We start from the raw sequence: 12,399 nt of genomic DNA, 5'->3' as shown, positions 1-12,399 counted from the left end.
GCTTTAAGGTGCTGCAACCCTAGTGACAAGCCAGACGGAAGGCCCGCACGCATGTCCGATCTTCTCGACGATGACGGCCCCGCCTCGCCGGCAGGACAGAATAACCCCGAATACACGGTGTCCGAGATATCCGGAGCAGTCAAACGTGTGCTGGAGGGCGAGTTTTCCCATATCCGCATCAGGGGTGAATTGGGCCGCGTGACCATGCCGCGCTCGGGCCATGTCTATCTGGACCTCAAGGATGACCGTTCGGTTCTGGCGGCGGTGATCTGGAAAGGCGTTGCAGCGCGTCTGACGATCCAGCCCGAAGAAGGGATGGAGGTGATCGCCACAGGGCGCATCACCACCTTCGGGGGGCAGTCGAAATACCAGCTGATCATCGAGGATATCGAACCGGCAGGGGCGGGCGCGCTGATGGCGATGCTGGACAAGCGCCGTCGCGCATTGGCCGCCGAGGGGCTGTTCGACGAGGGACGCAAGCAACCGATTCCCTATTTGCCCGAGGTGATCGGCGTGGTTACATCGCCGACAGGGGCGGTAATCCGCGATATCCTGCACCGTCTGCGCGACCGTTTCCCGCGCAAGGTGCTGATCTGGCCTGTAGCCGTGCAGGGCGCGAAATCTGCGCCCGAAGTGGCCCGTGCAATTGCGGGTTTCAATGCGCTGACGCCGGGTGGTGCGCTGCCGCGTCCCGATCTGATTATCGTGGCACGTGGCGGTGGCAGTCTGGAAGACCTCTGGGGCTTCAACGAGGAGATCGTGGTGCGCGCTGCCGCGGCCAGCCGGATTCCCCTCATCTCGGCCGTCGGGCACGAGACCGATACGACCTTGATCGACTATGCCGCCGACCGCCGCGCGCCGACACCTACAGCGGCTGCGGAAATGGCGGTGCCGGTGCGGCTGGACCTGCTGGCATGGCTGGACGGTCAATCGGGGCGTCTGACCCGCGCGCTGACAGGTGGCGTCAGTTTGCGCGCCCAGCGGCTACGCGATCTGTCGCGCGCCATGCCGCGCGCCGAGACCTTGCTTGACGGACCGCGCCAGCGTCTGGATGTGCTGTCCGACCGCCTGCCTGCTGCGCTGATCCGTGCCGTCCAGTTGCGGCGCGTGGCCTTGTCAGATCATGCGGGCGCGCTGCGTCCCGCCCTGTTGCGGCGCGCGATCCAGAGCGAACGGCGCAATTTGGCTGTGGCGTCCGAGCGGTTAAGCCTTGACCGCTTCCGCACCGATCTGGACCGCAAGACCCGCGATCTGGCGCGCTTGTCGCAACGTATGTCTGATGCAGGGCAGCGGCAGGTCAAGGGATGGCGGCAACGCACCCTCGAACTGGATCGTTTGCGCCGGACACTGGGATACGAGGCGACGCTCCAGCGTGGCTATGTGGTTGTGCGCGCCGAGGGCGGTGCTGTGCTGACCACCAAAGCCGAGGCCGCCAAGGCCCGCCTGCTGGAGATCCAGTTTGCCGATGGACGCCTGACCGTGGGAGGACGTGCGACCGGAGGCAAGGAGTCAAAGACGTCAGGCAAACCCCAGACCCCGCCGGAACAGGGCAGCCTGCTTTAGGCAGCAGGCTGCGCCCAAGCCTGTGCGCGCCCGTCCATCATCCGCCGCCACAGCGGGGGAAACAGGGCTGCAACAGCCATCACAGGCACAGCACGCGGCAGCACCGGCATCGCGCGATCAAGCCGGAGGCCCGGATAGGGGCGGTTCGGGTTGGCGTGGTGGTCGGAATGGCGCGGCGCGTTCAGCATCATGGCGCTCGACCAAAGCTGCGGTGCATTCCACGAATGATGCGGTCCGACCGGTTCAAGCCGCCCGTCCGGCATGACGGCGCGGCGCAAGCCGTAATGCTGGATATAGTCCGACAACAGGACTTGCAGTTGGGCATAGGCCGCGATGCCCGCAAGGGCTGCAATCCCGCCCCCTCCAGCCAGTGCGTAGGCGACCAGAATTGCCAGCAGCCCGCCCGATATATGCCGGATATAAGGATGGCTCCAGACAGGCAGGGGGGCTGCGGCACGGGCGCGCAATGCGGTTTCGGCGTGAAGGCCGGCCATGAAAGAGCCCGCCCAAGCGCGCGGTGCATATCGCCAGAAGCCCATGCCCAGCGGGGCCGAGGCGGGATCGTCGCCCGTGCCAACATGCCGGTGATGGACGCGCAAATGGCTGGAGGCGTGATGGCCCATCAGCACCGCCGTATAGAGAATCCGCCCCAAGCCGCCCATCCATCGGGCAGGGCGGTGGATCAGCTCATGCGCTGTGGGATGGGCGATCTGGCCAAAGGCCAGCCCCCAGCCGATCAGCAGCAAGATCCGCGTCGCCACACTGAAACCGCGTTCGCCTGCGATGGCGGGAACCGCCATTGCCAGACCCGCCAGCAGCACCAGCGCCAAAGTGACGGCCAGCGCGTCGCCGGTCGGAAATTCGTCGGGGCTGCCTGATACATCAGCGGCCCGCCGCATCAGGTGGTCGGCGGCCCATGTGAAGAGGGTGATCGTCAAAACGCCCGCCAAGGCCCATGGCCCGCCCATAAAATTGCCGAGGACCAGCAGAACCAGCGGGGCGAGGGTGGCAGACTGGAACAGGAACATGACCGGTATCCGCGTTGATGAAACTGGCAAAATTTTGATCAAGAAGGCCCGCCGATGTCAAAGCCGTCGCCTAAGTACCCACTTCGGGGCCAAGACACATCATCGGCTCGGGTGTTTTGGTGATCTCGTAGAGCGTAGTCAGAGTCGGATCATCCTCGAAACGGGCGACAATGCCACGCGAGGACTGGTAGAAAGTCCAGCATTGCGGCTCGGGATTGTCCTCGTAGACAAAGCAAATCATGCCATTATCCTCGTACCACTCGCCGTCCTGACAGCGTCCGTCCAGAAAGGACCAGCGCACACGGCGGTTATCCAGATATTCCTCGGCGCCGTAAGGCTCTGAGCCCGTGCCATAGGTGAAGGTCTGCCCGCGTGTATAGGCGTCAAACGCTTCGGCGCTCATCGGGGTCTGGGATTGCGCCATCAGCGCCGGTACCGAAAGCAGCAGGTAAACCGAGACAAGCAATGCCAGCGGCAGGCAGCGGCGGAAAATCGAAGCGGGAATGGATGCTGTTGTCATTCCCTCATTCTGCCCCAGCCTGACAAGGTTTGACTAGTGAGCAATCGGTCGCGGCGCGTCATTCAGCGGAATCCCCCGAATGCCTGCTACCCGGTCAGAGACAGCTTGTCGGACAGGCTATTCGGATACGGGGGCTTTCAAAACCGCGTCGAAGGGACTAGGTGAAGGCAAACCATTCCGGAGGCAGAGATGTCATTCTTCGGCAAACTCAAACAGCGGCTTTTTACCTCCTCGTCCCGACTGGATCAGGGGCTGGACGATATTGTGTCCCAAGGCGGAGCCGCAGACCCGGAAGAAGAACAGCGCGCGCAGGCACTGGACATCGCGCCGCAACCCGACCCTGAACCCGCGCCAGAAGTTCCGACCGAACCAGAACCGGATGAACCCCAACCCGACGTGCCGGAGCCGGAACAGCCCGAACCTGAAGAGCCGGAGCCGGAACAGCCCGAGCCTGCGCCCGTGCCGGAGGTTCCTCAATATGAACCCGATGACCGGCCCGACGAACTGCCTGGCATACAGCCCGAAGAGATGCCGCAGGACTGGCCGTCCGAGGTTCCCGAACCTATGGGCGACCGGATGCCCGCCCCCGCGCCGATCGAGATGCCCGTCGGCACCCCGACCGAGATTCCCGTGAATCCCGGTACGGCCAAGGTCGGCTTTCTGGGCCGCCTTCTGGGCCGCTCGGGTGCAGCAGAGGACACGGCAGCGCCCGCCGCCAAAGTGCCCGCCGCCAAAGTGCCCGCGGGCCCTGTGGTGCGGCGCGTGCTGGACGATGCGATGCTGGAGCAGCTTGAAGAATTGCTGATCGCGTCCGATATGGGCGTGGATACAGCCCTGCGCGTCACCGCGAACCTTGCCGAGGGGCGCTATGGCCGCAGGCTTTCGGTCGCCGATATCAAAAAGGCGCTGTCGGACGAGATCGCACGGATCATGGAACCGGTCGCGCGCCCGATGCCGATTTTCACCAAGACGCCGCAGGTCGTGCTGGTCGTGGGGGTCAACGGCTCGGGCAAGACGACGACCATCGGCAAGCTGGCCAGCCAATTCCGCGCCGCGGGCAAGACGGTAATCATCGCCGCAGGCGATACATTCCGCGCGGCCGCCGTCGAACAATTGCAGGTCTGGGGCGACCGCGCGGGCGTGCCCGTGCTGACCGCGCCCGAGGGGTCGGATCCTGCCAGTCTGGCCTTCGACGCCATGACCAAGGCTGAGACCGAGGGCGCTGACCTCTTGCTGATCGACACGGCAGGACGTTTGCAGAACCGCGCTGACCTGATGGAAGAACTGGCCAAGATCGTCCGCGTGATCCGCAAGAAAGACCCGACAGCGCCCCATAACACCCTGCTGGTGCTGGATGCGACGACGGGCCAAAACGCGCTGAGCCAGGTCGAGATTTTCCGCAAACTGGCCGATGTATCGGGCCTTGTGATGACCAAACTGGACGGCACGGCCAAGGGTGGCGTTCTGGTGGCGCTGGCTGACAAGTTCGGCCTGCCGATCCATGCCATCGGCGTGGGCGAGCAGATCGACGATCTGGCCCCTTTCGACCCTGATGATTTTGCAAAGGCGCTGACCGGCCTTGATGCTTGAGATAAGACGCACCACCGATTTCCAACCCGATATCACGGCCCTTGAGACCGTGATTGATACCGCGCGCCTGCGCGAGGCCGACGAGTTCGAGGACTGGCCGGATGACCGTCTGGTGATGAGCGAATGTGTTGTTCTGAACGACAACCGCGTCGTGGGCTTTGGTCGCATGATCTGGGACGCTCATATTGATGCTGCACCTCGCATCTATGATCTTTGCCTGCTGCCGGAACACCGCACGGATTTCGTGCTGGATACACTGGAGCAGGAACTGATCGACGAATATGCCTTTTCGGCAGAAGGCGGGGATGTCGTGATCGACCGCGACGGACAACCGGTCGACATCTCGCGCCGCGCGCGGGAACTGCATGACGAAAGCCTTGGGCGCAGCCCCGGACGGCTGCGCGCATGAGCGCCTGGCTTGTCTCGCTGGAGGGGACGCCAGCGGGAAATCAGGCAGCGATGCTGCTGGCGCTGCTGGCCGCGATCCTGCATGCGATTTTTGGCGCGATGCAGAAGGGCCGTCACGATCCATGGCTGATGCGCGGGGCCATCGATGTCAATTATGCGATGATCGCAGCCCCGTTCGCACTCATCTTGGTGCCATGGCCCGAGCCGCATATGTGGCCCATCTTCGCGGGCGCTTTCGTGATCCACACGGCTTACAAATTTCTCCAGGCCATGGCCTATACCCGCGGCGCCTATACAGTGGTCTATCCGGTCGTGCGCGGCACAGGGCCATTGTTCGCCGTAATCGGGGCATGGCTGATCTTTGACGAGGTGTTCTCGCTGACCCAATGGCTGGGTGTGTTGGTGCTGTTGACCGGTATTTTCGGGCTGGCCGTCTACAACCTGATCCATATCAAGTTGAACCGCGACACGCTGCACATGGCGTTAGGGCTGGCGGTGTTGACCGGGCTGTTCGTGGCGCTTTACACCACCTATGACGCCTACGGCATTCGCGCTACAGCGGACCCTTTCACCTTTCTGACCTGGTTTTTCATGATTGACGGTCTGGTCATGCCCGTTGTGGCCGCCTTGCGCTGGCGGGCGATGTCTGCTCACTTGCGACCGGCTGTTTTGCCCTTGATGCAGCGAGGCGTGATCGGGGCTGTGATCGCCTTTTTCAGTTTTGGCTCTATCATGCTCGCAACGCGGCTGGACAAGGTCGGCGAGGCAGCGGTTCTGCGCGAGACATCGACTGTTTTTGCAGCGCTGATCGGCTGGCTGGTCTTGAAGGAAACCGTAGGGCCACGGCGCATCGCGCTGATGTGCCTGATCGCGCTGGGCGCGGTGATTGTGCAATTCGGAGGTTAAGGGGCTTTCATGGCGGACAAAGATATCAACCCGATGCTGAAAACCGCGCTGGAGTTGGGGCCGGTGGTGGTGTTCTTCGTGGCCTATCTCTGGCTCAAAAACGAGGTTTTTACCATTGGTGGCGCGGAATATGGCGGCTTTATCCTTGTTACGGCGGGGTTCATTCCGCTGATGCTGCTGTCGACGGGTATCTTGTGGCGGCTGACCGGAAAATTGTCCAAGATGCAGGTGGTGACCATCGTGCTGGTCGTTGTCTTTGGCGGCTTGTCCGTCTGGCTGAACGATGACCGCTTCTTCAAGATGAAACCGACCATCATCTATCTGATTTTCGCCGGCATTCTGGGCTTTGGCCTGCTACGCGGCCAGTCCTATCTGCGTCATGTGATGGAAGAGATGATGCCGCTGGCGCAAGAGGGCTGGATGATCCTGACCCGCCGACTGGCGCTGTTCTTTTTCGGGCTGGCCATCCTGAACGAGGTGATCTGGCGTCTGATGAGCACCGAGGCTTGGGTCTATTTCAAGACCTTCGGTCTGACGGCCGCGATCTTTGTTTTCTTTATCCTGCAAGGTGCGCTGTTTCGTAAATATGGCGAGGCAGCGGAAGACGGGGCAGGCGACGACAAGGGCTGATATCCGGCCTAAGGGCGAAATCGCAGGGTCAAGGTGCCTGCGGCGCGGATATTTGAGGCAAGAAGAAGCATCGTCTTTGCCTGATGGCAGGAGTTGACGCTTTCTTGCGACAAGCGTATCAGACGCGCGTGGCGATTTGTTACCGGATTGCGGGCCACGTTAAATATCCCGCTAAAGAGGTCAGGATGAGGGAACCCCCTTTCGCTTGACCGCGACGGGGGTTTTTTTATCGGGGCCGCGTGCCTCACGGAGAGAAAAATGAGTAAGGACTGGAACAAGCGCACCACGCTGGTGCATGGCGGAACCCGCCGGTCGCAATATAACGAAGTGTCCGAGGCGATTTTTCTGACACAGGGGTTCGTCTATGACACGGCGGAACAGGCCGAGGCGCGGTTTCTGAAGGCCGGACCCGACGAGTTCATCTATGCCCGCTACGGTAACCCGACCGTGGCGATGTTCGAGGACCGGATCGCGGCGCTGGAAGGGGCCGAGGACGCTTTTGCCACGGCCTCTGGCATGGCAGCGGTCAGCGGGGCGCTGACGGCGATGCTGCGGGCGGGGGATCATGTGGTGGCCGCAAGGGCGCTTTTCGGATCGTGTCTTTATATCCTCGAGGAGATCCTGACCCGCTACGGCGTCGAGGTGACGCTTGTGGACGGCACCGACCTGGACCAGTGGCGCGCCGCGATGCGCCCCGGTACCAAAGTGGCGTTTTTCGAGTCGATCTCGAACCCGACTATGGAAGTCATTGATATTGCAGGTGTTTCTAAGATTGCCCATGCGGTAGGTGCAACAGTTGTGGTCGATAATGTCTTTGCCACACCGGTCTATTCGCGGGCCATCGAGCTGGGCGCGGATGTCGTGATCTATTCCGCGACCAAGCATATAGACGGGCAGGGCCGTGCGCTGGGCGGGGTGATCCTTGGCAGCAAGGACTATATCCGCGGGGTGGTGGAACCCTATATGAAACATACCGGCGGCTCGATGAGCCCCTTCACGGCATGGATCATGCTCAAGGGACTCGAGACGATGGATTTGCGGGTGCGGGCGCAAGCGGCCTCGGCCCTCGCCATTGCCGAGGCGTTGCACGGTCATCCCAAACTGTCGCGCGTGATTTATCCCGGCCATTCCAGCCATCCGCAACAGGCCCTGACGCTGGCGCAGATGGAGGCAGGCGGCACCGTCATCGCCTTTGATCTGGCAGGCGGACAGGAGGCGGCTTTCCGGTTTTTGAACGCGCTTGAGATTGTCATCATCTCGAACAATCTGGGTGACGCGAAATCCATCGCGACCCATCCGGCCACAACCACGCATCAACGCCTGCCTGCCGAACAGAAGGTGACGCTGGGCATCGCGCCCGGACTGGTACGTCTGAGTGTCGGGATCGAGGATGGCCGCGATCTGGTTGCCGATATCCTGCAGGCACTGGAACAGGCGTGATCCGAGCGGCGAGGCGGAAGGGGGGCTAAAGCTCCAGCCAAAGCTGGCCGTCGCGGTAGCCGCCCCGGACGAGGGTCGAGGACTGTGCGACCTCGGGAAAGCTGTCGGCCCAGTCGCGGAACCTGTCATTCGTAACGATCCGCACGCCATGGTCACGCGCCGCGGTCAGGATCGTGCCATCTGCCTGTTCGCCTTTGGGCACGACCATGACCTGTTTGACCTGCAACCCCAGCCTTTTCGCCAATTCTGTATCGTCCAGATAGCGGTCTTCGAGTTTGTAGCCGGCATTGGCATCAAACACGACGCCGGGAACGAAATCGCGCTCCTGCAAGGCGGCGATCACATCGCGCAGCGGTGCAAACTGGGGTGTGCCGCCGTTCCAGTGCATCACGTTAGAGCCGTCGATGATGATCCACAGACCTTTGGCCTTGGTCCGGTCTCGCCATGCGCGAAACAGGATGATCGCACCCGCAATCAGGCATGGCACCGTCAGAAGCAGCCAGTCGGAGGCCCGTGGAAGGACCAGCGCCAGAACGGTGCCCAAGGCCGATACAAAAACGAGTCGAGTCGCGAAAATCATGGCAGGACCATAGCCTTGGCGTGCCTTCTGTCTACTGCAATGATTTTCACAGCGGACAAGTTTGGAATGATCCGATCTGTCGCGTCCGACGTAAATCCTTTCGTAAGTGGTAATGTGCCACAGACCATCCTATCTTAGGATGGCACCATGTTGCGAAGGGGCTCTGCATGAATATTCACACGCCTGATCTGGACCGCCATTTCACCCGCGAAGACGCAGCCGAGGCGCTGGAGCGTTTGCGCCATTGGGCCGCGCGTGCATCCGAGGCCGAGATTGCGGATCTGGACCCTTCGCTGGCACGGCTTTTGCCGGATACGGAGGCGTCCAGCTATCCCGCGCTGTCGCGCGCCTATCCTTACAGTTTCGAGGTGGATTCCGCTTATAAGGATAGTCTGCCTGATTTGCAGAACGGTCCGTCCAGCCTGATCCGTGGCGCACAGCAGCAGATCCAGCATGTGGGCATTTCCAATTTCCGCCTGCCGATCCGCTTTCATACCCGCGACAATGGCGATCTGACGCTGGAAACCAGTGTGACCGGCACTGTCAGCCTTGAGGCGGACAAGAAGGGCATCAACATGTCCCGCATCATGCGCTCGTTTTACAAGCATTCGGAAAAGACCTTCAGCTTCGAGGTGATCGAGGCCGCGCTTGAGGACTACATGACTGATCTGGACAGCTTCGATGCCCGCATCCAGATGCGTTTCTCCTATCCGGTCAAGATCATGTCGCTGCGTTCGGGTCTGGAAGGCTACCAGTATTACGACATCGCTCTGGAACTGATCGAAAAGGCGGGTGTTCGCAAGAAGATCATCCATCTGGACTATGTCTATTCCTCGACCTGCCCCTGTTCGCTGGAACTTAGCGAACATGCCCGCCAAACGCGCGGGCAATTGGCCACGCCGCATTCGCAACGCTCGGTCGCGCGTATCTCGGCCGAGGTGATGGAGGGCGCATGCCTGTGGTTCGAGGATGTGATCGACATGGCGCGCCGCGCCGTCCCGACTGAAACACAGGTGATGGTCAAGCGCGAGGATGAACAAGCCTTTGCCGAGTTGAATGCCGCCAACCCGATTTTCGTTGAGGACGCTGCGCGCCTGTTCTGCGCGCAGTTGCAGCAGGACGAACGGGTGGGCGATTTCCGTGTGGTCGCCAGCCATCAGGAAAGCCTTCACAGCCATGACGCAGTCAGCATTCTGACGGAAGGCGCAACCTTCGCCAGCGAAAGCGTTGATCCCAAGCTGTTCAACACCCTTTTCCACGTCGGGTAAAGACAGGCTGCCGCGACGCGACCTGACGCAATGCCTGAAATAAGCCGTCCGGGACCGACCGGACGGCCTTTTCATTTCTGCAATGCAGCATTTCGCTGCGTTGCAGAAGGCGCAAGGCGGAGTTGCAGATTTGTCTGTGGTGGCACATCACCCCAGCCCCTATCTGATGCAGGAGCCCGAAACCGGGTGTACTGACCAGGACATGACAGATGAGCAGCAATACAACGAATATCATTTTCGCACAGGGCAATAGCTGGGCGAACTTCACCGCATGGTTTGCCCGTGCATTCGACGCCTATGTCGCCAAACGCGCGCGTACCGGTCAAATCCAGACGCTGGAGGCGATGAGTGACGCGGAACTGGCCAAGCTCGGCGTGCGCCGCGACCAGATCGTGCAATACGTGTTTCGCGACCTTTACTGGAGCTGATCGCCTTTCGCGGTCACCAGACAAGGCATGCACGTCCATGATGCAGAGGCTGTCCAATCGGGCAGCCTTTTGCCTTTTTGCGCGGCGGAACGCGAAACCTGCGCGACTTGCCTTGCTCTGACTGCAATGCCGCATTGCAGCATTGTCTATAGTAATGTCACATCTGCTGACCTATCTTGGCATCAGGGAGACAACTGAAACAACCAAGTGAGGTTTCCAATGGCTACCCAAACCACCAATATCAGCACATCCCGTGGCGATACGCGCACCCGGCTTATGGCACGGCTGGACGCTTTCTTTGCCGGATTGGGGCAGGGCATGAATGCCTATATGCACCGCAAGTCGCGCATGGACGAGATCGAGGCGCTGAATGCGAAGACAGACAGCGAACTGGCCGACATTGGCATCACCCGCGATGATATCCCGCGCTACGTGTTCCGCGACACCTTCTACATCTAAGGCTTGGGCCGCGGATAATCATGAACAGATAAGCGCGGCGCTTGACAGCGTCGCGTCTGACGGCCAAGCCTTCGCTCCATGTTGGATATGCGACCCGTCGGATACGTGATCGGCCTGTTGGTCGCGGCCTTGGGCCTGACCATGATCCCGCCGCTTGTGGTGGATCTGGCCGAGGGTCTGGGACACTGGCCTGTTTTTGCCGAAAGCGCGATCCTGACATTCCTGACCGGCAGTCTTGTGGCCCTTGCCTGCCGCAATGGCGCGCGCGAGGGGCTGTCGCTACAACAGACGTTCATTCTGACAAGCGGTGTCTGGCTTGTCCTGCCGCTTTTCGGCGCCTTTCCCTTCATGCTTGGCGCGACCGAGGCGCGCTTTGTCGATGCCTTTTTCGAGGCGATGTCTGGCATGACCACGACTGGATCAACGGTCTTTGTCGGGTTGGATACATTACCGAAAGGGTTGCTGCTGTGGCGCGGTATCCTGCAATGGCTGGGCGGGATCGGCATCATCGTCGTGGCGATGGTATTTTTGCCCGAATTGCGCGTCGGCGGCATGCAGATCTTCAAATCGGAAGCCTTCGAGACGATGGGTAAAATCCTGCCCCGTGCCAGCGCCATCGCTTCGCAAATCTCGATCATCTATGTCGGTCTGACGATTGCGTGCATGTTCACCTATCTGGTCATGGGCATGTCAGCCTTTGATGCCACGGTTCATGCCTTGACCACGATCTCGACAGGCGGCTTTTCGACCCGTGATGCGTCTTTTGGTGCATTTGCCGGCTCGATGGAATATGCGGCCTCTGTCTATATGATCCTCGCGGCTTTGCCTTTTGTCAGATTTGTGCAGTTGATCAATGGATCGGCCCAACCTTTATGGCGCGATACGCAAGTGCGTTGGTTTATCGGTATTATAATGGGGCTCAGTGTCGGCACCGCGTTGATCCTGACCAACATCTTTCCCAACCATCCGGAACAAGCCTTCCGCGAGGCGCTTTTTAATATCTCGTCGATCATGACTGGCACCGGCTATGCCAGCGTTGACTACATGGGTTGGGGCAACTTGCTGATCAGTATGTTCTTTTTCATTGGCCTCATCGGTGGTTGCGCCGGATCGACAGCCTGTTCGGTCAAGATATTCCGCTACCAGATCCTGTTTTCCTCGATCAGGGCGCAGATCCGCAAAACGCAGATGCCGCATGGTGTATTCATCCCGCGTTTTGAGGGCGCGCCGATCACCGAGGATGTGATGGACTCGGTCATCGCCTTTTTCGGCTTCTTCGTGCTGACCTTGGGGCTGGTCGCCGTTGCCCTGTCGCTGACAGGGCTGGACTTCATCACATCCGTGTCGGGGGCGGCGACAGCCATCGCCAATATCGGTCCCGGATTGGGTGATCAGATCGGTCCTGCTGGCAATTTTGCGTCGCTGAACGATGCAGCAAAGTGGATATTGGCTGCGGCAATGTTCGTTGGACGTCTGGAACTATTGGTGGTCTTCGCGGTGTTCACCGTGGGCTTCTGGCGCGCCTGACAGAAAAAAGGGGCAACCAAGCAGGCCGCCCCTTTGAAAACACGAGATAAAG

The 12,399-nt window shown here is 60.6% G+C and carries 13 protein-coding genes and 1 riboswitch; of the genes, 10 read left to right on the top strand and 3 right to left on the bottom strand.

Annotated elements, in window-relative coordinates:
* Positions 1 to 51: 51 nt before the first annotated feature.
* Positions 52 to 1,563 carry an exodeoxyribonuclease VII large subunit gene (gene xseA / locus K7H22_RS07555; protein ID WP_230800123.1) on the top strand — a complete coding sequence of 504 codons (1,512 nt, stop codon included), beginning with the start codon at positions 52 to 54 and terminating at the stop codon, positions 1,561 to 1,563.
* Here the strand turns inward: xseA and K7H22_RS07550 are convergent.
* Positions 1,560 to 2,591, bottom strand: a complete 1,032-nt coding sequence (locus tag K7H22_RS07550) for an alkane 1-monooxygenase (protein ID WP_230800122.1) — start codon at positions 2,589 to 2,591, stop codon at positions 1,560 to 1,562. The two genes, xseA and K7H22_RS07550, sit on opposite strands and share 4 nt — an antisense overlap.
* A 70-nt stretch (positions 2,592 to 2,661) precedes the next feature.
* Positions 2,662 to 3,111 carry a hypothetical protein gene (locus tag K7H22_RS07545; RefSeq protein ID WP_230800121.1) on the bottom strand — a complete coding sequence of 150 codons (450 nt, stop codon included), beginning with the start codon at positions 3,109 to 3,111 and terminating at the stop codon, positions 2,662 to 2,664.
* Between the two features lie 189 nt (positions 3,112 to 3,300).
* Between K7H22_RS07545 and ftsY the strand changes: the two genes are divergently transcribed.
* From ftsY to metZ, 5 genes are all read left to right on the top strand, one after another.
* Positions 3,301 to 4,701: a signal recognition particle-docking protein FtsY gene (ftsY, locus tag K7H22_RS07540; protein ID WP_230800120.1), complete on the top strand. Its 1,401-nt coding sequence runs from the start codon at positions 3,301 to 3,303 to the stop codon at positions 4,699 to 4,701.
* Positions 4,694 to 5,110, top strand: coding sequence for a hypothetical protein (locus tag K7H22_RS07535; protein WP_230800119.1), 417 nt, complete (start codon positions 4,694 to 4,696; stop codon positions 5,108 to 5,110). The genes ftsY and K7H22_RS07535 overlap by 8 nt, the downstream gene beginning before the upstream one ends.
* Positions 5,107 to 6,015, top strand: coding sequence for an EamA family transporter (locus K7H22_RS07530; RefSeq protein WP_230800118.1), 909 nt, complete (start codon positions 5,107 to 5,109; stop codon positions 6,013 to 6,015). The genes K7H22_RS07535 and K7H22_RS07530 overlap by 4 nt, the downstream gene beginning before the upstream one ends.
* A 9-nt stretch (positions 6,016 to 6,024) precedes the next feature.
* Positions 6,025 to 6,645 (top strand): inner membrane-spanning protein YciB, encoded by a 621-nt coding sequence (locus tag K7H22_RS07525; RefSeq protein ID WP_230800117.1) that lies wholly within the window; start codon positions 6,025 to 6,027, stop codon positions 6,643 to 6,645.
* Positions 6,646 to 6,763: 118 nt separating this feature from the next.
* Positions 6,764 to 6,841, top strand: a riboswitch (SAM riboswitch).
* A gap of 62 nt (positions 6,842 to 6,903) precedes the next feature.
* Positions 6,904 to 8,085 carry an O-succinylhomoserine sulfhydrylase gene (gene metZ, locus K7H22_RS07520; RefSeq protein WP_230800116.1) on the top strand — a complete coding sequence of 394 codons (1,182 nt, stop codon included), beginning with the start codon at positions 6,904 to 6,906 and terminating at the stop codon, positions 8,083 to 8,085.
* 25 nt (positions 8,086 to 8,110) lie between these two features.
* On the opposite strand, the gene K7H22_RS07515 is transcribed toward metZ, so the two are convergent.
* The gene (locus K7H22_RS07515; RefSeq protein ID WP_230800115.1) at positions 8,111 to 8,665 is read right to left on the bottom strand and encodes an NYN domain-containing protein; all 555 of its coding nucleotides are present in this window, start codon (positions 8,663 to 8,665) and stop codon (positions 8,111 to 8,113) included.
* A gap of 167 nt (positions 8,666 to 8,832) precedes the next feature.
* Between K7H22_RS07515 and folE2 the strand changes: the two genes are divergently transcribed.
* The 4 genes from folE2 to K7H22_RS07495 all read left to right on the top strand — a co-directional run bounded on the left by folE2 (position 8,833) and on the right by K7H22_RS07495 (position 12,347).
* Entirely contained in the window at positions 8,833 to 9,933 is a 1,101-nt protein-coding gene (gene folE2, locus K7H22_RS07510) for a GTP cyclohydrolase FolE2 (RefSeq protein WP_230800114.1), read from the top strand.
* 209 nt (positions 9,934 to 10,142) lie between these two features.
* Positions 10,143 to 10,361: a hypothetical protein gene (locus tag K7H22_RS07505; protein ID WP_230800113.1), complete on the top strand. Its 219-nt coding sequence runs from the start codon at positions 10,143 to 10,145 to the stop codon at positions 10,359 to 10,361.
* Between the two features lie 219 nt (positions 10,362 to 10,580).
* The gene (locus K7H22_RS07500) at positions 10,581 to 10,820 is read left to right on the top strand and encodes a DUF1127 domain-containing protein (protein ID WP_230800112.1); all 240 of its coding nucleotides are present in this window, start codon (positions 10,581 to 10,583) and stop codon (positions 10,818 to 10,820) included.
* Between the two features lie 78 nt (positions 10,821 to 10,898).
* Positions 10,899 to 12,347, top strand: a complete 1,449-nt coding sequence (locus K7H22_RS07495) for a TrkH family potassium uptake protein (RefSeq protein ID WP_230800111.1) — start codon at positions 10,899 to 10,901, stop codon at positions 12,345 to 12,347.
* Positions 12,348 to 12,399 lie beyond the last annotated feature (52 nt).

Origin of the sequence: Seohaeicola saemankumensis, assembly GCF_021021435.1 — a bacterium.
In the GTDB taxonomy this organism is placed as follows: domain Bacteria; phylum Pseudomonadota; class Alphaproteobacteria; order Rhodobacterales; family Rhodobacteraceae; genus Seohaeicola.
Note: the sequence above shows the minus strand (reverse complement) of the source record. Positions and strands in the feature narration are given on the sequence as shown.